The sequence below is a fragment of the Thermoplasma acidophilum DSM 1728 genome, from assembly GCF_000195915.1.
GTDB classification, from domain to species: domain Archaea; phylum Thermoplasmatota; class Thermoplasmata; order Thermoplasmatales; family Thermoplasmataceae; genus Thermoplasma; species Thermoplasma acidophilum.
Genome location: NC_002578.1, coordinates 1155069 through 1177526, shown reverse-complemented (window position 1 = coordinate 1177526; position 22458 = coordinate 1155069). Strand labels below are relative to the sequence as shown.

The following is a 22458-nucleotide window of genomic DNA, read 5'->3' as shown; positions in this document are numbered from 1 at the left end:
TCATGCTTCGAAGGTATTTTGAATGCGAATGCCCATGGCAGGTCATGAGGAGGATGCGAGAGTTCCATTATGGTGTGCACATGCTGGCTGTCGAGGTTGGGGACATAACGGAATCGGATGCCGAAGCAATCGTGAATGCAGCCAACTCCTCCCTTATGGGAGGCGGGGGTGTCGATGGCGCAATACATTCGGCGGCAGGCCCGGAACTGAACGGGGAGCTTGTAAAGATAAGGCGGGAACGGTATCCGAATGGCCTGCCGCCAGGAGAGGCCGTGATAACCCGCGGGTATAGACTGAAAGCATCACACATCATACATACGGTTGGGCCGGTGTGGATGGGTGGACGTAACGGTGAAGACGATGTTCTCTACCGATCCTACAGGAGCTGCCTGGATCTGGCAAGAGAATTCGGTATACACGATATTGCATTTCCGGCCCTAAGCACAGGAGCTTATGGATTTCCATTCGATCGCGCGGAGAGAATAGCGATAAGATCCGTCATTGACTTTCTTAAGGATGAAAGCGCAGGTTATACAGTGAGGTTCGTATTCTACACAGAGGATCAGGGAAAACGATTCCTGTTTATCCTTTCTGACCTTGGGCTTCCGGTGAACTGGAACAGGGATGTACAGGAAAATACTTGAAAAATAGAGATGTCCGGTGAGAGATCACCGGAGATCATGTACCGTCGCTGACGCCTTCCTCGCTTATCTGTATCACCGTTTCCCCTTCCGGCAGATAAGGTGAGTCGATGAGTCTGGCTATCCTCTTTCCACCCTTGCTCTTCCTCAGGTATATCCTGAAGGTTGCAGTGTGCCCCACTATGTTTCCTCCGATGGGTGCCATGGGATCGCCGAAGAAAACGTCCGGCCTTGCCGAAACCTGGTTTGTTACTGCGATGACAGCATTGTATATGGTTCCAAACCTGAGCAGGTCGTGCATATGCTTGTTCAGAAGCTGCTGTCTCTCCGCAAGAGATCCACGGCCCACGTATTCTGATCTGAAGTGAGCGGTAAGCGAATCGACTATCAGAAGCTTAATGTTATACTCCTTTGCGGTGTCCTGGGCCTTCTCCGCCAGCAGTATCTGGTGGTGGGAATTGTAGGCCCTTGCAACGTGTATCCTCTTCAGCGTTTCGTCCGGATCCGCGCCCTTGCTCTTTGCCATCTGTATTATGCGTTCCGGCCTGAATGTGTTCTCGGTATCGATCATCATCACATCGCTGTCGAAACCACCCTTCTCCTTTGGAAGCGTGCAGTTGACTGCAAGCTGGTGCATTATCTGCGTTTTCCCTGAACCGAACTCACCGAAGAATTCCGTTATTGCCTGCGTTTCAAGGCCGCCACCGAGGAGATCATCGAGATTCTTGCTCCCGGTCGTCAGCTTCTGTATGCTCTTTCTCCTTTCAAGTATCTCTTCACCAGTTTCGAAATTACCTATATCCGCGAATTTTCGTGCCGCCGCTATTATCTTTGCAGCTGCACCCTCACCAATGCCCGTTACATCGGAAAGATCCTTCGGAGAGGCCACGGCGATGGCCATTATGTCATCGTATCCGTTCTCCCTCAGCTTCTCTGCAGTCGCTTCTCCGACACCCGGTAAATCCTCAATGGTTTTCTTCTCCCTATTCTCCTCGTTACTTTCCATCAAAACACCCTCTTCTCTATCTTCAGTTTGCTGTCTGTCATCGATACGGACCTGTCCCTGTCCGCTATATCGAACATGGATCTTATGGCATCTACATTCTCTGGAACCACGTCACTCTCCTGATGCACCGCCTGAATATAAGAGACATGGTTTCCCTGAACAGACACGCTCTGGCTCCATACGGCTATTTCGTACAGATCGGATCTATCCCTGCCGAACTCCCTGGCAAGATCCATCATCTGCCCCGTGGACGTTATGCCGCTGTTCTTTCCTATCTCCATTATCCTTCTGTAGGACCTCCATGCTTCAATTACATCGTTCTTTGAGGCATCCTTCTCCAGCTCAACTCTGACAGCATGAACGTGCATCAGGGTCGTCGGCGCCTTTATCGCAATGGTGCTCACATTCAGACCGCTCATTACTGTCCTGAGGTCAGGCGCATGATGGGACGGTATGGAGAGACTTGGCTCCACAGCGTTTATCGGCCCCTTCTTGCTGTCGTTGGGATCGGTTGCCCGCCTGACTATCGTTGCGTCCACATACCTTATCCCAAATCTTTCTCTGAGTGGATGGAGCGTTCTGGCCAGCGCGGTAGTGTTGCATGACACCACCCTGACGTAATCCTTGGATCGGGCCTCTTCGAAGTTTGAATACGCATTGAAGCTGGCCTGCGCGATCTCTGGCTCCTCTCCCCCCTCAAATATGGCCTTTATCCTTCTCTTGACGTACAGATCCTTGTTCTTCTCTCCCTGTCCCTCTGGAGTCGCATCAACTATGATCTCCGAATCATCGATCAGATTCTCAACAGTACCTTCAACCTTTATTCCTGCATCCTGAAATGCCTTCTCATAGGATTTATCGGGAACAAAAATTTTGAAGTCTCTGGATGCAACCATGCTGACGTAGTCGGGTTTTGTCTTCACTATGCCCGTTACGATCATGTCATCCTGAAGAGATACTGCCCGAGCAACCCTCCTTCCTATGGTTCCATAACCGTTAATGCCTACTCTGATCATTCGAGTTTGTAAGTTATATAATGATATAAATCTATCCATGTGATTCGCAGCCTTTTAATGCGGGTTTAGCGTGAAATTTGTATTACATTTTCACTTGTCGATACCATTCACGGTAAAAATATAATTTTTATATTCGTTAAATTTATGGTCATATGAACAAAGTTATAATTGCTGTAATAGTTGCAATAATTACCATACCGTCGTTCACCCTCATCAGTGCGGGGCATGAATATTACAATTTCTCAGGACAAAGCCCCGGATCATTTCCTGCGAATAGCACCAACTTCTCCTTCAGCGTTATAAATGACGTGAGCGGGGCCAAAATTGGAATAAAAGACATTTACGGACGACTTGGCCTGAACATATTTTCGCTTGACCTAGATTCAAATGGTACATACCTCAATATATCGTTTGACAGGAGGATCGGCCAGGATCTCGCCTTTGTATTCAACTATTCTGAAAATGGGATCGGCGGAGCCGATATCAACGACATCATACTGAGATCGCAAGGCTCCGGCATCGCAATGGATTTCTCGAACTCTCAGAATTTAGAGGAGTATTCTCCTATCACCGCACACACAGGAACTACGGTTTCTGCAAACATCATTTACACAATGAAATTCGCATTTTTCCACAATCAGACTCTTGTGTTTCTGAACACAAGCAGCGATGGGTTAAACATGCCAATAGACTTCAACACCTCCATACCTGCCGGTGAAACCAGCCTTCTGATAGGATCCAATGCCGTCAACATGACCCTCTACAACATATCGCTCGGAAATTATCCAATCAATCTCACGCAGGATTCAGGCCTTTACAGCACGTATTATACGGATCTACCGTACGAAAACGGAACCTATTACTATCCAGATTATACCAGAAATTCCATCATCGGCATCAATGAGACCGGGATATACGTATCGAACTATCTCAACATGAGCACGTACAGGATATTACATGATGATTTTACCACGTTCTCCGCGTACGGAAATACGCTTTACGCAGCGGAGGCTGCGGGAAACGAAACCGAAATCGTATCGGTCAACCTCTCCACCCTTACTGTTGCTGAAATTGGAGACGTGCATCTGAACCTCACGGGATACCGGGAGTATGCTGCCTTTGACTACATCTTCATGTTCAATAAATCGACAACGTACGCATACTCCCTTGAGAATCGAAATGTGAAGATGATCGGATACGGCACATTCGAATACTACAATGCATCGAACAGTTCCGTATGGATGTACAACGATAGCTCTAGGGAAAACATCGCATACTTTATGAGCAACGGCACGGTAGTTGAAGGGGCATTCTCCAATACCACCGACCGGATCGGTGGCATTTCAGATGGGTCCACCTGCATCCTCTACAATGCAAACGGTATTGGCGTCTATGGCGATCATATGATTTTTGGCAAGGTAGATGCATCCGTTGGCCTTTTCTATCAGAACAGTGATGTTATCATTGGAAATAGGATCATCGGCACCGGAACGCATGTATATTATGCTTCAGCTAGCAATTCAAGCTATATTCTAGTGGCCATTGGCGGATCCATAACTATCCTGTACACCGGTGTTGTTGTGCCGATCAACGGCAGCATCTCAGTTAATTTCTATCAGCCTCGGTATATAAGGGGGTATTCCTGGCTCAACTTCACCGTGGATTCTGCATATCCATACCGCGCAATACTCAGAATAGGGAACATTTCGGAAACAGCATTCGGCAATTCCAGTTTTCCGATTGACAGCGCATTGCTAAACAACGGTACGCAAAACATATCGCTCTACGTGAACAATTCCATTGGATACCGGCGCGAATACAGCGGGTCTATCTTTGTGGACAACTATGTCCCGCTGATAACAAGTTCACTGGGCAACGGTTCATATGTGCTCCTGGATCAGAACGTATCCATAGGCATCGAGGATGATCCGATAGTATCTGAGGTGGCGATATCCATAAACGGCGTTGATCACCTGTATGCGGGAAACGCGAGCCTGGTACTCAACCAGACAGGTATGGATTATGTGAATGTTTCTGTTATTGATAGATTCGGAATCGTATTCAGGGACGATCTCGTATACCATGTGTACAGAATGGAGAATTTCTCCGTCAGCATATACAGCGGTGAGTATTTCAGCACATCGGATATTCCGGTCACTCTTTATCCCGCAGGCTATAATTTTACCGTAGCTTCCGCCGGTGTGATCGCCCATGGTAACGATACCGTAATCATTCAAGGACATGAGGGTATCAACAACCTGACCGTATACGTTTCATACCATGGCAAGAACATAACCGTTTTCACCGGGTACGTGAACGTGATCACCTTTGCGCCGCTTCTCACCGTGAACAGCACAGAAAGCAGATTCTACTCATTCTACGGGAATTCCAGAAACAACACGATGCACCTGAACGTATCTGCGAACGTTTCATCTGACATTTTCATACACATACTGTATAAGGGTGGTGAGATCGCCTCATTTTCTTTCGTTAATAGAGCATCGATCACATTCAACGGATCATCTCCATACTTTATAACCAACGGTAATTATACAATAGCCATAGAGGCAGTTTCACCCAGCGGTACTGAATCCTACCAAAATATATCAATATATGAAAATAGCACGGTGCCCGAATCCCTATCATATAGAATTTTCACCAATTCAACAAATGTTACGGTTCCTTTCAGTACCAGAAACCTGATCTACAACTTCAGCATCGATGAAAACGTCCTGGCACTTCCAGGCTATGGAAATTATACCTTTTTATTTTACAATTATACATCAACGGGCAACTACGGAGTCATCAAGCTCTATGTGGAGGCATCGCTTTGCCGTCCACGTATTTACGCGGAGTTCGCCAATGAAACGGCCAATGGATCAGCATACCTTCTCGTATCGGTACGGCAGCAGAATGTCACCGACATAATGATAAGGATCGGAAATACAGCATACTACGCGAATAACGGCACCGTACTTTACAGAATAAGATCGGACGGGAACCTTACGGTAAACGTATCTGGCAGAAACGTCTACGGAAATGCGAATTATTCTGTATACGAACTGCAGGAGTATCCATATCCAGAGATACGTTCAGTAAGCATAACTTCCCATGTTTCGCTTTTAACCACGCGGTTGCGGATCCAAGTCCATGGATACCATATTTCCGGTTATAAGGTCACATGGTACATCAACGGAAGGCAATACGAAGGCTACAACGTAAGCATGGCAAATAGGCCCGGCCCCAACGTTGTCATCGTCAAGGTGTCTATCGGTAATGCCAGCGGCAAAGCGGCTTACAGGTTCTATTCGCCATCCTACATGGCATTTTCACCAGCAGTCATCGCCGTAGTGCCACCGATTTACCTTGCCACGAGGAACAGGGATCTGGAACACCTCCATGAACTGATAACGAGCTCCGGAGGATCATCTGTAAAGGACGTTTTAAGGGTTGCAAGAAGGAAGAGGTTCACCAGGAAACAGGTGGTGAGAGCCATAGAAGATGAGAGGGCCCGTAACAGCATATCAGTAGAAACCGATCCGGATGGACACGAGTTCATAGTCGGAAGAGAATGATCCTGCGGATAAATATTTAAACAATATTTTCATTCTCGTCCTGAATGAGATTCAAACTGATCACAGCACTCATACTGGCACTTGCGCTGCTTTCCTTGCCAGCTGTATCTATGGCCAGCACTCCGACGCTTCCGCCTCCCCCCTCGTCGCTACCCTCCATAACTTACTATTATGGCTCAACGCATTACAGCATAACACAGACAGAGTGGAACTCATTCTTCAGCGATGTTATAGATAACAAATCGCTGATATCCTACAACTGGACCAACGTCTCAACGCAGGATCTAATAGTATTCGATCTAAGTTATACCGGACTTAACCCATACGGTCTGGAGCTTGTGGTGGCGCTCTCCCAGATAGGCTTCCCAAGCGTTCAGAATATGACAAAGGCCTTCATATCCATAGAGAATAAGCCATCGCAGATATCTGGCTACACCAACATACAGGCGTTAGATGCCGGCGCGTACCCTGGATTCTCGTTCTCAAAGCCGGTGGTAAACCACACTGGTGAATACATAGGCATAGGTGTAATAGTCGTACTCTTCGCATCTATATTCGTGCTTTACTATGTTTTTAATAGGAGGAAATAATCAGAAAAAATAATGAGAATAGTCGTCGGCATATCTGGCGCGTCAGGAATCCCATACGCGGTCAGGTTCCTGGAGAATCTCCGGGGCCATGATACCTACCTTGTCATATCCGAAGCGGCAAAAAAGGTCATACAATATGAATCGGATGAAAACATCGAATACATAAGATCACTCGCCTCCCATAATTATGAGGACGATGACTTTTCAGCTCCAATAAGTTCTGGAAGCTTCCTCTTCGATTCCATGGTCATAGTTCCATGCTCTATAACGACCATTTCCAAGATAGCTGCCGGAATATCAGACACCCTCATAACAAGGGCGGCAGCTGTTTCCCTTAAGGAGAGAAGGCGCCTCATCGTTGTCCCGCGTGAAATGCCGCTTAGCACGATAGATCTGAAGAATATGACTTATCTATCTGAAAACGGTGTTATCGTGGCGCCGGCGTCGCCTGGATTTTACACAAAGCCCAAGTCGGTTGATGATATGGTGGCGTTCGTTGTATCTAGAATTCTCGATCTGGTTGGTGTTGGAAACGACCTCATCAAGAGATGGTGAAATAAAATTGACGGTTGACCAGATGCTTGGAAAGCTGGCCAGATGGATAAGGCTCATGGGATACGATGTATACTACCCCTCAGGTACCGTACCTGACGATGAGATAATAACGAAAAGCAGGTCGGAGGGCAGAATAATAATAACAAGGGATTACGGGATGTACCAGAAGTATCCAATGTCCATTTTCGAGCCCTATGATGACATAAATGATCAGCTGCGTGACTTCATAGCTCATTTCTCATCGAGGATGAAGGACAGGTTCATGAGATGCCCCGTGTGCAACGGCAGACTTGTAAAATTGAGGTCAAAGATACCCGAGTACCTGAGGAATCACAGGGACGTATACATATGCACGGGTTGTCATAAGATGTACTGGAAGGGCAGTCATTACAGACGTATATACAGAAAGATAGAGAATCTAAGGCCGAAAGGGGAATGAACTCACCATGCGAATTTTGGAAGAGGATCTTAAGAACAGCACGTACAGAATACGCATTGAAAGCCTGGACGATCTCTGGTATCTGAGAAATATACTCTCTGAAGGCGATGAGGTTTCAGCAATCACATTCAGGCGGGTCGAAGAATCAGCCGATGTGCAGAGATCGAGGGAACGTGAAAGGATCCCGATAACGATAAGACTCAAGGTGGAGAAGATAGAATTCCAGGACTTTGACAACAGGCTCCGCATACTCGGAACGGTTATTGAGGGGCCGGAGGATACGAAGGGTAAGCACCAGTCCATAACGGTCACGGTGGATAGCGAGATATCCATCACCAAGGAATGGGACGACCAGCACATCGATCTTTTGAAAGAGGCGACGGATGAAAAATACGTTACGGTATACACCGCTGTAGCCATGGATGAGGATGAAGCGCAGATTTTTCTGATACATCCGTACGGAATCCAGCAGGTCGGCACTGTCTATTCAGGGAGATCCGGTAAATACGCAGAGGGCAACTATTCCGAAGCCTCATATTTCGATCAGATTGTGAACGCGCTGAAGAACTACAGCAACAGTATCATTATTCTCGGCCCGGGATTTGCCAGGGACAGGTTCGCAAGGTACTGCGCTCAGAGGGGAGTAAATGTCATCGGCAGTTTTCCGGCAAACAGGACTGATTCTGGCGCTGTTTATGAATTCATAACCTCCGCCGATGGGGCGAAGCTGCTGAGTAATGAAAGGATCGCCAGGGACAAGGAGATAGTGGATGAGTTTCTGGTCGCAGTGAAAAAAGATATGGGGGTCTATGGGAGGGACCAGACTGAGAGTGCTCTGCAGATGGGGGCCCTGTCAGACCTCATAATAACCGATGAAATGTTCAGAACAGAGGATGGCAGAAGATCACTGAGCATTGCTCAAACGGTTGGGACGAGAATACATATAGTGAGCGTGAGCAATGATCCGGGGCAGATAGTGAAGAAATTCGGTGGATTTGCAGGTATTTTGCGCTACAGGGTGCAGTAATTGCGGTTCTATGTTTCATGCCATAAAATTACAATTATTATATTTTATATGGAAATCCGTGTTCTGAAAAATTAAATATACTCCTTTTAAATTCACTCTTGTCGCTCCGGTGGTGTAGTCCGGACAAGCATATCGGCCTTTCGAGCCGACGACCTGGGTCCAAATCCCGGCCGGAGCATTTAATCGTTTATTATTATATTTAATCCCTCTGCGAGGCTATGGCGCAAATGCGCAATACACTGCCGTAGTCATATGTCACTGAAGCATAAATCTCCAAAGCTTTAGCAAAGAGAAGATTTCCGATTAACTCATTTTGCAGGTCATTGTAGGTTGATCTAAATGAAACATAAAAATAAAGTTGATTTTTCAAAATATCATGGTGGTTTGAGCAGGTGCTGAGGCACAGCTTCTATTGCTGTCAGGGCGGCCAGCACTGCAGATACCACAAGGCCTATCCAGAAAATTACCAGAACGACCATCCACAGTTTTGAAACCTTTGCTTTTCCCGGCAATAAATCGTATATCAATGTGGTGGGATATGTGAAGACGCCTGTCAATCCGAAGGCAATGTAAAGCCCGAGCATCGCTATTGGGCTGGCAGTCATCTTATCTATGTACGCATTTGCACCGTAATATATGGCTATCAGCCCAGCGAAAAGTGCAATTATGCCTGTGTACTGCAGCTTCTGCTTTAGAATGAGTGAGATGGCAACCATCAGCAATATCAACCCGAGGATAAGGTAAGGATCGTAGAACAGTATGTTGTAGCTGCCGGGAAGAGGCCATGTCATTTCTCCGTATATGCCCATTATTGTTATTATCATGCCCAGTACCAATAGCGGGAACGCCCCAGGCTTCATGACTTCTTCAATATCTTTGACACCCTTTCTATAAGCCAGATATGCTGTTCCCGTGAGATACAGCGAGAGCACACCTACCAGCGACAATGTGAAAAGCTCCATCGCAAGATCATCTATGAATGCCATATCAATCCCGATCTCATTCTTCTTTATTTTATAAATATTTTGCCGTTTTTAGAAATATAATGATGTAAATCCTAATTTCATCAACTGATTCGTTTCTTTAACTATACAAGGTGAATCATGATCGTCACCTATATTAGAGGCCTCTTACACGTACGACATTGATTTGGCCCCGTATGCTTCAATGTCAGCTCAGGCTATGTTAGATCGGCACTTCTGATGGTTATATATTAGGATGCCATCCCATGCATCTCTTTACGGCATCCTTCCATCCCACATAGTTCCTTTTCCTTTCCTCTTCTGACATCACTGGCCTATACACCTTCTTGAGCCTCCAGAGCTCGCGTATTTCATCCTTGCTCTTCCATAAGCCGGATACAAGGCCGGATAGGTAAGCTGATCCCAGGGCCGTAGTTTCCGATGATTCGGGTACGAGCACCTCCGCATTAGCAATGTCGGCCTGAAACTGCATCAGAAAATCGCTTCTTGATCCGCCCCCATCGCACCTTATCTTCGCTATATTCCTTCCGATCTCCTTTTCTATTTCCATAATCACGTCGGTGGCCATATAAACTTCAGATTCCAGTACGGATCTGGCCAGATGATCGGCGGTCGTGCTCTCAGTAAGCCCAATGAACAGTCCTCTCGCGTCCTGATCCCAGTATGGAGAACCAAGGCCGGAGAATGCCGGGACAAAGTATACTCCATCATTGCTCTTCAGCTTTTCTGCGGCATCCTCTATATCCTTGGCTGATCGGAATAGATGGAGACTGTTCTGAAGCCATCTGAGCACTGATCCAGATGCAAGTATGCTCCCTTCGAGCGCATAACTCAACTCCCTGCCAGATATGGAATAGAATATGGTTCTGAGCAGAGTTCCGGAGGTCTGCGGAACCTCGGTTCCTGCATTGGAAAGGATAAAGGTTCCAGTTCCATACGTTGCCTTCACGTCGCCTGGATTGAAACATCCCTGCCCAAAGAGAGCCGACTGCTGATCCCCTATATCGGCGGTAATGGGCACTTCCCGCCCATCGAATATCGCTGAAGTATCCTTTGAGATGTAGCCGTACTCAGCAGATCCTGACGACATAACCTCAGGCAGCGAAGTTTCAGATATTCCACCAAATATGTCGAGCAGATCTGGATTCCACCTCAGCTTAGCTATATCATATAACATGGTTCTGGATGCATTGCTGTGGTCCGTAACGGTGATGCTTCTATTTACGGAACCGTTCAGATTCCAGATGATCCACGAGTCTACAGTTCCGAATGAGACATCACCATCGGCCATCTTTTTCCTAAGGCCCTCGACATTTTCCAGCAGCCACTGTATCTTTGAAGCCGAGAAATATGAATCAGGTCTCAACCCGGTGGTTTTCATTATCGAATTTGAAGTCTCCTCATCGAGATCCTTTATCCTCCTGGATGTTCGTTTATCCTGCCATACAATCGCGTTGTAGAGCGGCCGGCCAGTCTTACGATCCCATACGAGGACAGTCTCGCGCTGGTTCGTCACGCCAGCCGAAGCAATGCCAGTCAAATCAATTCTGGATTCCTCTATGGCCTTCTTCAGCGTGATCCTCACATTGCGCCAGAGATTCACGGGATCCTGTTCAACCCATCCCGGCGCAGGAAAATACTGTCTGTTCAATCTGTAGGCAAATGAGACGATACGCCCATTAGCATCCACGATAGCAGATCTTGTCCCGGTGGTACCGACATCTATTGCGATAACGTAATTTTTCTCTCTGATGGCATGACAAAAATAGTAGCATACTTAAATTTTATTTCAGCTGGGGCTTTTCATAACAACAATGGATCTGTGCCTTCAGGTTATGGTTATTTGATTCAAAGCATTTGCGAAGGATTTATAGGAAATTTAAAAGTTTGGGAGAAGCCATAAACTCAGATCGTTATAGAAGATATACACGCCTACGCCAATAGAAAATTCCACAATAACTATGGGGAGGCAAAAAGAGCAGAGCCGGTGGCACCCGAACTCACGCCGGCGGAGATAACGGTTGCGGGATACCTGAGCCGTTGGGATAATGGACATTTATCGTTGTATTATGAATCTTCGATCCTTACGCACAGAGGTAGCTAATTATATTTCTATGAAATAGATGTAGTTGCAGATGGAAAGGAGAGGTATATCAGCACTGCCGCTGCATTACGGGCATCCTCCTGAATATCTGTTCAAGAGAGCGGTGAAGCTTTCGGGCATCATGGCAGAGATAATAGTGGACACATACGGGCAGGGCGAGCTCATACGACGACTGGCAGATCCATTCTGGTTTCATTCCCTTTCTCTAGTAACAGGTTTTGACTGGAACTCCAGCGGTACCACAGTATTCACGCTTTCTGCGCTGAAAGAGTACCTTTCCACCAGGGACCTTGGCGTCAAGGTCTGCGGAGGAAAGGCCAGCGCCATGGCTGATATGAGAGCCGATCTACTGTCCTCGGTCGAAACTGGCATTCTGAAGGAGGATGATAAGGAATATGTATACGAGAATGCCAGAAGGATCGCGAAGATAGACAACTCTCTGCTGCAGGATGGATACGATCTGTACATGCAGTTCGTTGTCGTTTCAGACCGTGGCAGGCATGCTGTTATACAGCAGGGGATGAACTCTGAGGACAGAATGGCCAGAAGATACCACTGGCTGATAGGAAATGAACGCGTGGACGTAGAGGGCCGCTATGGCCTATCAGCCGATAAAACCAGTCTGAACGTTCTTGATCTTTCCGCAACCGAAAGCAGGGATAACAGGTCGGCGATTGTGGCCTCGGTCAGGGAAGGGGAGGTGTGGCGCTTCAGGAGCGGAGCACAGAGCACGCTCGACAACTTCTCCCTGCCATTCCTTGATCTCAGTGGCAGGGTCAACTGGAAGAAGCTCAGGGATCTCTACGAGTACGGTGTTGACGATTTCGAGAAAATATATATGGAGAAGGGCATCGGAAAGAGCACTTTGAGGGCGCTCTCCTACATAGCAGAAGTCATATACGGTCCGAAAGCATCATTCAGGGACCCGGTCAAGTTTTCGTTTGCGGTTGGCGGCAAGGATGGCATACCCAAGCCAGTCAACACGTATGACTATGATCGCGCTATAGAATTTTTCTCCGATCTGATCAGGGAGAAGGATCTGAATGTAAGGGAGAAGGAGACGATAGCACGGTCACTGGCCCATCTGAGTCAGATGAAGACAAATTTTTATTCATAACTGAAAAGAAATGGTTAAATTTTGTCAGGTAATCCAGGCGCATGGCAGAATTTAAATGCTATGTCTGCAACAATTCAGTGAAGACTGGCGAGAAGTTTACGTTCACAAAGAAGGGATCGGTTCATTATGACTGCTACGTGTCATCAAAGCGCCAGCAGATTGGGCAGGACAAGGCTGAAGAATTCAGGACACTTGCAATGCTTCTGGATTACAGCCTTCAGGGGCTTCTTAACGCCATGAGCGTACAGGCAGAAAAAGAAGCGGCTGCTGAGGCAAAACGCCAGAGCATACAGGCCTATGAGAAACTTGCCGGAGATATAACGAAAAAGATAGAAGAATTATGATTTACTTTTCTTTGCCTTTTTGAACTCTGTATATCCACACCTTCCGCAGGAATAACGATCGGCGTGTTCAGCTAGGAAAACGCCTGGACCGCACCTTGGGCAGAACCTGTGTTTCCTCACGAGTTTTCCATCTGCTATTTCATAAAGTTCTCTCTTCTGCATCAGGACCCCTCATTTTGCCTCTTTCTGCTTCAATCCATTCCTTATTAGCTCATAGTCCGGTTCATACAGCATTGCGCTTGGCTTATCGGCGTATATCTTTGTATATCCCTCTATTTCGTGCTTTCCTGTCAGCTGTTTGTTGTTATCCACTATAACGAGTTCCTTGTCAACGCCTTCATGCTTCGCTATAAGTTCCTTTATCTCCTCCCTTGACGGGGTCCTGCTGCTGTCGAATTTCAGGACGTACTTTATCTCCTTCCTCTTCAGGATGGGATTATCTCTTTTTTCCTTGATTATCAGATCCACCATACCATTCACCTTCAAGCAATGGCCATCTCGCTGAGAACTTCGCAGACATGGCACTTCAGGTCGAAGTCCACAGTCAGAATGGCCATACCGACATCGGGTATGCCATAGGCAATGACCGTATCCAGATCGGCATAATAAATTATCGGAAGCACTGCCAGATCCTCTTCGCCGATCACCTCTATCCTGGTCTTCTTATCGCTTAAAAGTGCCGACTGTATGGCCCTTATGAGGTCAAAGGATATGGTTCCAGGGTCATTCCTTATCACTATGCTACCCTCCTCATGGGCAAAAAGCAGGTCGCTCCTCTTTGTCCTCAGGTCGACGATCTCAAGCAGAACCCTTGCGTTAACCTTCCTCAGGTTATAAGCCGTCACATCTCCAACGGCAGCGACAGGATGATCCACTGAGAGATCCCTTACCTCATCAGGATCAACAACTCTGCCGTTTCTGCCCTTTATCTTCTGCCTTGCGCTCTCTGTCACTATGAATTTACTGCCTGACCTTGATAGCATACATACCAGGCTCTGTTATCCCGGTTCTCTTGGCTATGGCAGAAAGCTCGGGTTCAGTTATCAGAAGAAATCCAAACCATTCGGTTGTTGTCTTCTCGTCGCCGTGCACGGGGCATGTCTTTTCGGGTGTCAGTCTCTTGCATTTCTTGCATGCTCTGTACTGTACCTTCATTGTGACGCCTCCTTAGCCAGCCAGTCCAGCTTTCCAAGGCCGACCTGCTTCATTGTGAAGCCGATCTTGCTGTCCGATATGGATGATGACGCAAGATTCATTGCTACTATCCTGACACGCACGCGATCCCCAACCTTGAGATCCCTCTTCGTTTCCTTTCCTATAAACCTCTTGTTTTCCAGATCTATGTCGATACGGTCATCCATTATCTGACTTATGTGCAGAAGTCCCTCGAAGGAGGAAAATTTGATGAATGCGCCGAATTTCTGTACACTGACAACTTCACCGTCAACTATCTCCTGCATCTCGGGGTAATATACCAGGGCACGGTATTTGACCTCCTGATACACGCCCCCATCTCCATGGACTATGGTACCTTCACCTATCGATTCAGTATAGAGAACCGATATGACCAGGTATTTCCCTTCATTCTGGGAAGTTTTCTCATTGATCACGTCCACCAGGCGCCCCTCAAGAGATCTCTTGGTGACTTCTCTGACCGCGACATCATAATCCTCGCCCAGCATCTCGGGCGGAACCCTGGCTATATATTTGTCCTCAACCAACATGTACACGATTATCCCTCACAATATTCATATTCATGAATGAAGATGCAATATTCTTTACAACCATCAAAGCTTCAGTGATATAACTAACATAATAATTAATTTTGTCTTCAATGTATTTTCAAATGTGGTACTCAGTGAAACCATGATCTGTGGTTTTCCTTTATATCGAATATCTCCCTTATCAGATCCTTCTGTTTTTGCGTGAGCCTCTTCGGTACCTCCACGTTGACGCGGACAAGGAGATCGCCACTGCCATGACCGTTTAGATGGGGCATTCCTGCACCCTTGATCCTGAGGACTTCGCCCGGTTGTGTCCCTTCGGGTATCTTGAGGCTGTATTTTTCCCTGAAAAGATTTACCTCTATTGTATCTCCAAGCGCAGCCTGAGCGAAATTTATTTTCTGGTCAATCATAAGATCGTCATTTATCCTCTGCACATTCCTGTCATTCCTGACACGTAAAACAACGTACAGATCTCCAGTCCGGCCATTGTATGACTGTCCCTTGCCCTGAACCCTGAGCCTCAGATTGTCGGTGGCTCCCTTTGGGATCTTCACGGATATGTCTTCATTGACGACCACCGTTCCAGTACCATTGCATCTCGGGCACTTCTCTTCCGGTATCCTGCCCCTGCCACCGCAGGTCTGGCATGTTGTAACCGTGACCATCCTGAAAAATCCCTGGCCTCTGACTATCCTCTGCTGTCCGGTTCCATTGCATGTTGGGCACGTTATCAGTTTGCCATTCTTGGCTCCAGTTCCATTGCAGTCAGGGCACATGGCATTGCGTCTGTACTTTATCCTCTTTTCAGTGCCGTAATAGGCATCTTCCAGTGTTATGTCAAGGTTCGTGTAGAGATCCAGATCGTACTGTTCCTCACGCTGTCCCCTACCAAAACCTGAGAAGAAATCGGAGGCGAAGTTGCCTCCAAATATGTCGTTGAATATATCATTCAGATCGCTGTAATGCGTGAAGTTGTCCCAGTTGAAGTTCTGGCCTCCAGCACCGAAGTCAACGGTGCCTGTCTGATCGTACATCCTCCTCTTCTGCGGATCAGACAGCACCTCGTATGCCTCACTGATCTCTTTGAATTTTTCCTCTGCCTCCTGCTTGTTCTCTGGATGTAGGTCAGGATGCCACTTTTTGGCAAGCTCCCTGAAAGCCTTCTTTATCTCCTCGTCTGTGGCATTCCTGTCCACGCCCAGTATCTTATAGTAGTCCTTTGCCATCTTATCGTTCTTTTAATCAGCTTTTTTCCTTGTATTCAGCATCCACGGTCTTACCATCAGACGATCCCGAATTCTGGCTGTTTGACTGTGCACTCTGCTGGGTGTTCGCTGAAGCCTGCTGGTACATCTTGGCCCCGACTTCCTGTATGTCCTTTGACAGCTTGTCCATCAGCGTCTTTACGTTCTCCGTGTTCTTCTCCTCTATGGCCTTTCTCAGATCCTTTACCTCGTTGGTCAGCCTTTCCTTAGTCTCCTTGTCCACCTTGTCTCCAGCATCGTTCAGCGTCTTCTCAACACTGTAAGCTAAAGACTCTGCATTGTTTAGCAGTTCTATCTGTTCCTTCGCCTTTCTGTCCTGCTCAGCGTATTGCTCGGCTTCTTTCTTCATCCTCTCTATCTCCTCTTTGGAGAGCTTCGTGGAAGCCGTTATCGTTATACCCTGCTTCTTTCCAGTAGCCTTGTCCACCGCGGTCACGTTCAGAATGCCGTTTGAGTCGATATCGAACGTCACCTCTATCTGTGGAACGCCCCTTGGGGCCGGCGCTATTCCGGTAAGATTGAACATACCCAGCGAAACGTTATCCTTCGCGAGCGGCCTCTCACCCTGCACCACGTGTATGGTGACCGTTGTCTGCATGTCCTCAGCTGTCGTAAATATCTGGCTCTTTCTCACCGGTATGGTGGTGTTTGCAGGAATTATCGGGGTTGCGATGCCACCAAGCGTTTCAACGCTGAGCGTGAGCGGGGTCACATCCAGCAGAACGATGTCTTTTATCTCTCCCTTTAGGACTGCGCCCTGTATTGCAGCACCGATGGCCACAGCTTCCATCGGGTCCACTCCACCCTCGGCCTTTATGCCAAGGTAATCCTCAACATATTTCCTAACATATGGTATCCTGGTCGGCCCGCCCACGAATAGCAGCTTTGTGATCTCGGTTTTCTTGAGCTTTGCGCCTTCAAGAGCCTTGTCTATCGGGCCTTTCACCCTCTCAACTATTGGAGATATGAGCTCTTCTAGCTTTGCCCTTGTGAGCGTCATCTTTATGTGTTTTGGCCCGCTGTTTGTTACCGTTATGTACGGCAGATCGATATCTGTTGAGAGCGTAGTTGAAAGTTCTATCTTGGCCTTTTCAGCCGCATCCCTCAGCCTTATGTAGGCGGATCGATCCTTTCTGAGGTCTATGCCCTCCTTCTTCTGGAAGTCATCGGCTATATAGTTGACGATGGCCTCGTCCATGTCAGTACCTCCAAGCCGTGTGTCGCCGGATGTTGAAAGCACCTGGAAAACGCCATCACCGAAATCCATTATCGTAACATCCAGAGTTCCCCCTCCGAGATCGAAAACGAGGATCTTTTCGGATTTCCCGCTCTTATCTACACCATAGGCGAGTGCAGCGGCTGTTGGTTCATTTATTATCCTCTTAACATCGAAGCCAGCTATTGTACCGGCATCTTTGGTTGCCTGCCTCTGATTATCATTGAAATAAGCGGGCACAGTTATAACAGCTTCATTCACTGGTTCGCCGAGGAAGGCCTCAGCATCCTTTTTTATCTTCTGAAGTATGAATGCAGAGATCTGCTGAGGCGTGAACTCCTTATCAAAAACCTTGAACTTGTAATCTGTACCCATCTTTCTCTTTGCTGCGAATATGGTGCCTTCTGGATTGAGTAGAGCCTGTCTCCTCGCAGGTTCGCCCACAAGCATCTGCCCATCCTTCGTAAATGCGACATAGCTGGGGAAAGCCTTGCCTCCTATCGATACCCCCTCCGAGCTTGGGATCACGGTTGGCTTCCCCGATATCACAACTGCAGCAGCAGAATTGCTTGTACCCAGATCAATACCAATTATCTTTGACATACATCATCACCTTTTGACAACGATTACCTTCGAAGTGCGGAGCACCCCATCGTTAAGGGTATACCCTCTCTGAACTTCATATTTGACCATGCCGTCTTCACCATCGGCCGTGACTCCGACAACCTCATGCAGGTATGGATCAAACTTGCTCCCCTCTGCTTTGATTGGTTTCAGGCCATATCTGGAGAGCACGCCAAGCATCTGATCCCTGATCCTTATCAGGTTGTTATCCTTTTCTGCCTGTATCGCAGCATCGATCGAATCAAGCACTGGCAGAAAGTCCTTAAGCAATTTTTCATTGGCGTTCTTCTTTGACATCTCAACTTCGCGGTCTTTGATCTTTATGAAGTTCTCCACTTCGGCCTTCTCACGCAGATATGCATCCGTAAGCTTCGATATCCTGTCAAGTGCTTCTGAATATTTTCTCTGGGCATCATTGTACATCTCTTTATAAACCATGCTATTTCTTTCCTTGCTTCTTTGCATTTCGATCCTCACTGGAGTCCTTGCATATTCCGACGGTGTTGGCTGCATCTATCAGGTATATTTGTTCTTCTATATAAAGATAGTTGGAATAGTGATCTCAATTATCAATGAACGGCGGATGCATTATTAATGGTGGAAGAGGTTAAGAGATAGAAAGTAATCAGCCTATAGATAATGGCTTATTCATATGGTTTCAGTGGCCTGGATAGGAGGGTTCTCTATCTGGGCATTTCAAGGTTCATACGTGCCTCGGGGAGAGTATCTGCATTCATATTTCTGCCTCTGATATTCATCAGTGTCTATCATATCTCCTTTCTCATAACCGGCTTGATCCTCGGATCTTCTGCCATTGTGATGGCCATAGTACAGTACTATTCCGGAAAATGGACAGACAGAATTGGCAGAAGGGCATTTCTCATAATAATACCAATACCGGCAAGCATACTCTATTTCCTGATGTTTGTGGCGGTCTTCTTTCACCTCAGCTTCATCTATCTGGTAATGCCCTGGTACGGCACAATAATACTGAACTCTCTCCAGTACCCGGCAATAGAGGCAGCCGTGGCCGATATAACCAGCCTCAGTCAGAGGCTCTCCGGATACACGCTCATAAGGATACTTGCAAATCTTGGGGCTGCAGTGGGTCCACTCATAGGAGGCATTCTCAGTTCGATAAGCTTCTCTTATATCTTTATACTGGCCTCTGTTCTCACTGTGGGAGAACTTCTCATACTGTACTTCAACGTAAAGGAAACATACGCGATCAGCAGCTTCAGAAAGGAGGAGATAAAGCTCAGGATATTCAAGACAGACCGGTTTTTCTTTCTCTTCACGATAGTCGGCGTGGTGCTCGGGTTCACGCTGAGGCAAAATGGCCCGACAATGACCGTTTACGCCTTCGATCTGAAATCCCTTCCCTTGATTGATATAGGCCTGATATACTCCGTCAATGGGCTGGCCGTAATCGCACTGCAGATGCCAATTCTCAGGCTAATGTCTTCCAGGATGAACGCGGTGTTCTGGAGAGGCATAGGCACCATATTCTACGCAGCCGGTTTCGTTGTACTGGCCTTCAATGGAACATTTGAATACTTCCTGATTGCCATGCTCATATTCACAATAGGGGAGGATTTTATGGCTCCGACTACACAGACCATAATAACAACGCTTGCTCCTCCAGAAAAGAAGGGTACATACATAGGATCCTATAACCTTCTCACGAGCTTCGGAAGGTTCTTTGGAACCATATTTGGCCTCTACTTTCTGTATCTGCTGCGGGCATCCACTCTCACGTTCTGGGTTTCAATCGCAGCCGCCACGCTCATGACTGCCCTGGCCTATATATTCATGGGCAACAGTTTTCTGAGGAGGACAGCCCCGGCGACAGGAACTACAAATCGAGCCTGAAGGCAAGTTCATAATGCGTGTTAAAACGTTTGAAGTGATGCGCTGTCCAATCTATCGTTCAAAACGTTCGGTGCTTTTGCAAAGAATAATATAATGATAAATACATGAATAGGTCATATAGTGATCAGGCAGAGGTTGATTGTATGGAGGTCAAGGTTGAGGGTTTTGGTAAGGGGTCTCAGATACCCGTTGAATACACATGCGATGGAGAAGACAGGATGCCAGCTATAGCTGTAGAGGGATTTCCATCAGGAACGAAAAGTCTTGCGCTGATCGTGGATGATCCGGATGCTCCGTCGGGCCTATTCACCCACTGTATCATCTACAATATTCCCACTTCGGTAAAGGTTATAGATTCTTCAATTCTTAAGCAGACTGGCGTGTTAAGTGGAGTTAATGATTTTGGGAATAAGGGCTATGGAGGTCCATGCCCTCCGCCAGGAAAGCCCCACAGATATTATTTCAAGGTGCTTGCTCTGGACACAACTCTTACAAAGGCCGGAATGAAGCGGAAAGACTTCGATAATGCTGTCAGGGGCCATGTGCTGGGGCAGGCCGAATATATGGGTACATATTTAAGGAAGCATTGATTTATTATACTGATGCATCGCCCATTCATCATAGCAGTTATGGCGGTATTTTTACTCCTATTACTGGTAAGTATAGCGGCTGATTCTCAGGCACAGCCGCAGAAGAACGTGGTTGTGATATACCTCGACGAAGAGATAGATGCAGGTTCCGCCGCCATGATCACCAGCACAATGAATTCCATATCAAACACCACAACCGCAGCAGTGGTCATAGATATGAATACGCCCGGCGGTGAACTGGAAAATATGATACAGATGGTATCATCCATAACAAGCGCAGAATCAAGGGGTATAATAACCATCACCTATGTACCGCAGAACGCCATGGCAGCTTCTGCAGGATCCTATGTTGCCATGGCCACGGATTACATCTTCATGGCCAATGGGACGTATATAGGGCCTTCCACACCCATTGTTGTGGGCGGAACATCGCTGGAGCAGCAGCACACCACAAGTGCCATGGAACAGTACATGGTCAGTTTAGCTGCGGAACACGGAAGAAATACCACTGCGGCGTACTCAATGGTGAGCAACAATACGGCTTACAATGATACGGAGGCGTACAGAATACATCTCATAAATGGGATATACGGTTCCCTTGATAAGGCACTGGCTTCATTATCCCTATCATCCTATCCGCAGGTGTCGGTTTATCCCTCAGCATACGATAACTTTCTCAGCTTTCTGAGTAACGCTTACGTTGACGGAATATTTATATTGCTTGGTTTCGTAGCCATAATGCTTGATATCTATCACGGGAGTGTGGTTCTGACGATTGCCGGCATAACTCTGCTTATACTCGGCTTCCTTGGCCTTCAGTTGATATCAGCTTCATTGGTTGGTGTGCTGCTGTTGCTCATGGGTTCTGTCCTTATTATACTGGAGGCCAAGATGGGCCACGGCTTCGCCCTTCTATCTGGAGTTGTTGTCGGTCTGATCGGTACGTTTCTTCTCGCCTCACCGTACTATTCATCAAATCCAGGTTATTCTCCGTCGCCATTCACAACATTCGATCTTCTAACATCTATACTAATAGTGATCGTTGCCGGATTTCTCGCCTTCTACATAAGAAGGATAGTGCGCACATTTAAATTCAGGGGAAAATGGACCGGTGCCGAATCCCTCATCGGAAAGATGGGATACGCCGTGGAGGGTATAGATGAAAAGGGCTGGGTTTCGGTTGACGGCATAGAATGGCAGGCAAGATCTTCGAACGGATCCCGAATACCCAAGGGTTCCAGGGTCAAGATCGTTGGTAGAGACGGATTAATACTAATCGTGGAAAAGCAAGAGGACGAACAGCTGAGGATCAAGTGACGGTGTATATACCAAAAAAATTTAAATACTGTTTATGTCATCTTCATTTATGGAACCGATAGTCGACGGGAACATATTAAGGTCATTGAACAGGAGTGAACTGAGGAGAAAGGTCCTCTTCTATCTTCTCTCCATATACCCTTACAGATCCTACTTGTCGGAGATATCGAGAGCTGTTAAGTCGGACCCCTCGAATGTTAAGGGGTGTCTTGAGGGACTTGGAGTCAGGTACACTGGTGAGGAGAGCCTCATAGGGCTTGGACTTGTGATCGTAGAGCAGTCCAAGAACGGTTTCAAGTACTTCAAGATCAATCCAGAGATAGTTGAGGAAGTACGAAATATGAAGAACATGTTCAGCGATAAGAAGGTTTACACTGTGGAAATTGGCTGATCCTTCTAGGCCGCTTCCATTTTATTTCCGAACTAATTTTGCGAAAATTTGTTCATTGT

The 22458-nt window shown here is 47.0% G+C and carries 24 protein-coding genes and 1 tRNA gene; 13 read left to right on the top strand and 12 right to left on the bottom strand.

Features of this window, described 5'->3' with window-relative positions; translation table 11 throughout:
* The first annotated feature begins 2 nt into the window (after positions 1-2).
* Positions 3-644, top strand: coding sequence for a macro domain-containing protein (locus tag TA_RS05720; RefSeq protein WP_010901515.1), 642 nt, complete (start codon positions 3-5; stop codon positions 642-644).
* Positions 645-678: 34 nt separating this feature from the next.
* Here TA_RS05720 and radA read toward each other — a convergent pair whose 3' ends face one another.
* Positions 679-1647: a DNA repair and recombination protein RadA gene (gene radA / locus TA_RS05715; RefSeq protein WP_048161958.1), complete on the bottom strand. Its 969-nt coding sequence runs from the start codon at positions 1645-1647 to the stop codon at positions 679-681.
* Positions 1647-2663 carry a type II glyceraldehyde-3-phosphate dehydrogenase gene (locus TA_RS05710; RefSeq protein ID WP_010901513.1) on the bottom strand — a complete coding sequence of 339 codons (1017 nt, stop codon included), beginning with the start codon at positions 2661-2663 and terminating at the stop codon, positions 1647-1649. Before TA_RS05710 ends, radA begins: the two co-directional genes overlap by 1 nt.
* A 152-nt stretch (positions 2664-2815) precedes the next feature.
* Here TA_RS05710 and TA_RS05705 point away from each other — a divergent pair, with 152 nt between their 5' ends.
* The 6 genes from TA_RS05705 (at position 2816) to TA_RS05680 (ending at position 9027) form a co-directional block, all read left to right on the top strand.
* Positions 2816-6238 (top strand): hypothetical protein, encoded by a 3423-nt coding sequence (locus tag TA_RS05705; protein WP_010901512.1) that lies wholly within the window; start codon positions 2816-2818, stop codon positions 6236-6238.
* A 44-nt stretch (positions 6239-6282) separates the two neighbouring features.
* A complete protein-coding gene (locus TA_RS05700) occupies positions 6283-6828 on the top strand; it encodes a hypothetical protein (RefSeq protein ID WP_010901511.1) in 546 nt (181 codons plus the stop codon).
* Between the two features lie 12 nt (positions 6829-6840).
* Positions 6841-7383, top strand: a complete 543-nt coding sequence (locus TA_RS05695; protein WP_010901510.1) for a UbiX family flavin prenyltransferase — start codon at positions 6841-6843, stop codon at positions 7381-7383.
* A gap of 7 nt (positions 7384-7390) precedes the next feature.
* Positions 7391-7822, top strand: a complete 432-nt coding sequence (locus TA_RS05690) for a Mut7-C RNAse domain-containing protein (protein ID WP_241761817.1) — start codon at positions 7391-7393, stop codon at positions 7820-7822.
* A 7-nt stretch (positions 7823-7829) separates the two neighbouring features.
* Complete coding sequence (locus TA_RS05685) at positions 7830-8849, top strand: mRNA surveillance protein pelota (RefSeq protein ID WP_010901508.1); 1020 nt, start codon at positions 7830-7832, stop codon at positions 8847-8849.
* 103 nt (positions 8850-8952) lie between these two features.
* Positions 8953-9027, top strand: a tRNA-Glu gene (locus TA_RS05680).
* A 196-nt stretch (positions 9028-9223) separates the two neighbouring features.
* On the opposite strand, the gene TA_RS05675 is transcribed toward TA_RS05680, so the two are convergent.
* Complete coding sequence (locus tag TA_RS05675; protein ID WP_010901507.1) at positions 9224-9835, bottom strand: DUF981 family protein; 612 nt, start codon at positions 9833-9835, stop codon at positions 9224-9226.
* 220 nt (positions 9836-10055) lie between these two features.
* Positions 10056-11522 (bottom strand): FGGY family carbohydrate kinase, encoded by a 1467-nt coding sequence (locus tag TA_RS05670; protein WP_010901506.1) that lies wholly within the window; start codon positions 11520-11522, stop codon positions 10056-10058.
* Between the two features lie 445 nt (positions 11523-11967).
* Between TA_RS05670 and TA_RS05665 the strand changes: the two genes are divergently transcribed.
* Together TA_RS05665 and TA_RS05660 are read left to right on the top strand one after the other, a co-directional pair.
* The gene (locus tag TA_RS05665) at positions 11968-13053 is read left to right on the top strand and encodes a DUF763 domain-containing protein (protein ID WP_048161954.1); all 1086 of its coding nucleotides are present in this window, start codon (positions 11968-11970) and stop codon (positions 13051-13053) included.
* Between the two features lie 41 nt (positions 13054-13094).
* The gene (locus TA_RS05660; RefSeq protein ID WP_010901504.1) at positions 13095-13397 is read left to right on the top strand and encodes a DUF2175 family protein; all 303 of its coding nucleotides are present in this window, start codon (positions 13095-13097) and stop codon (positions 13395-13397) included.
* Here the strand turns inward: TA_RS05660 and TA_RS05655 are convergent.
* The 8 genes from TA_RS05655 to TA_RS05620 all read right to left on the bottom strand — a co-directional run bounded on the left by TA_RS05655 (position 13392) and on the right by TA_RS05620 (position 18742).
* Positions 13392-13559 (bottom strand): 30S ribosomal protein S27ae, encoded by a 168-nt coding sequence (locus TA_RS05655; RefSeq protein ID WP_010901503.1) that lies wholly within the window; start codon positions 13557-13559, stop codon positions 13392-13394. The genes TA_RS05660 and TA_RS05655 overlap by 6 nt on opposite strands.
* 9 nt (positions 13560-13568) lie before the next feature.
* Positions 13569-13868 (bottom strand): 30S ribosomal protein S24e, encoded by a 300-nt coding sequence (locus tag TA_RS05650; protein WP_048162385.1) that lies wholly within the window; start codon positions 13866-13868, stop codon positions 13569-13571.
* A gap of 11 nt (positions 13869-13879) precedes the next feature.
* Complete coding sequence (locus TA_RS05645) at positions 13880-14380, bottom strand: GTP-dependent dephospho-CoA kinase family protein (protein WP_052295728.1); 501 nt, start codon at positions 14378-14380, stop codon at positions 13880-13882.
* A complete protein-coding gene (gene spt4, locus TA_RS05640) occupies positions 14358-14552 on the bottom strand; it encodes a transcription elongation factor subunit Spt4 (protein WP_010901500.1) in 195 nt (64 codons plus the stop codon). The genes TA_RS05645 and spt4 overlap by 23 nt, the downstream gene beginning before the upstream one ends.
* A complete protein-coding gene (locus tag TA_RS05635; protein ID WP_010901499.1) occupies positions 14549-15127 on the bottom strand; it encodes a DNA-directed RNA polymerase in 579 nt (192 codons plus the stop codon). Before TA_RS05635 ends, spt4 begins: the two co-directional genes overlap by 4 nt.
* 125 nt (positions 15128-15252) lie before the next feature.
* Positions 15253-16350: a molecular chaperone DnaJ gene (gene dnaJ / locus TA_RS05630; protein ID WP_010901498.1), complete on the bottom strand. Its 1098-nt coding sequence runs from the start codon at positions 16348-16350 to the stop codon at positions 15253-15255.
* Between the two features lie 16 nt (positions 16351-16366).
* Positions 16367-18208, bottom strand: a complete 1842-nt coding sequence (gene dnaK, locus TA_RS05625; RefSeq protein WP_010901497.1) for a molecular chaperone DnaK — start codon at positions 18206-18208, stop codon at positions 16367-16369.
* Positions 18209-18214: 6 nt separating this feature from the next.
* On the bottom strand, positions 18215-18742 hold the full coding sequence (locus tag TA_RS05620) for a nucleotide exchange factor GrpE (protein WP_010901496.1): 528 nt from the start codon (positions 18740-18742) through the stop codon (positions 18215-18217).
* 126 nt (positions 18743-18868) lie between these two features.
* Between TA_RS05620 and TA_RS05615 the strand changes: the two genes are divergently transcribed.
* The 4 genes from TA_RS05615 (at position 18869) to TA_RS05600 (ending at position 22399) form a co-directional block, all read left to right on the top strand.
* Positions 18869-20101, top strand: a complete 1233-nt coding sequence (locus TA_RS05615) for an MDR family MFS transporter (protein WP_010901495.1) — start codon at positions 18869-18871, stop codon at positions 20099-20101.
* A gap of 104 nt (positions 20102-20205) precedes the next feature.
* Complete coding sequence (locus TA_RS05610; protein ID WP_010901494.1) at positions 20206-20691, top strand: YbhB/YbcL family Raf kinase inhibitor-like protein; 486 nt, start codon at positions 20206-20208, stop codon at positions 20689-20691.
* 39 nt (positions 20692-20730) lie between these two features.
* On the top strand, positions 20731-22008 hold the full coding sequence (locus TA_RS05605; RefSeq protein ID WP_241761816.1) for an NfeD family protein: 1278 nt from the start codon (positions 20731-20733) through the stop codon (positions 22006-22008).
* Between the two features lie 49 nt (positions 22009-22057).
* On the top strand, positions 22058-22399 hold the full coding sequence (locus tag TA_RS05600; protein ID WP_010901492.1) for a putative transcriptional regulator: 342 nt from the start codon (positions 22058-22060) through the stop codon (positions 22397-22399).
* Positions 22400-22458: the final 59 nt, after the last annotated feature.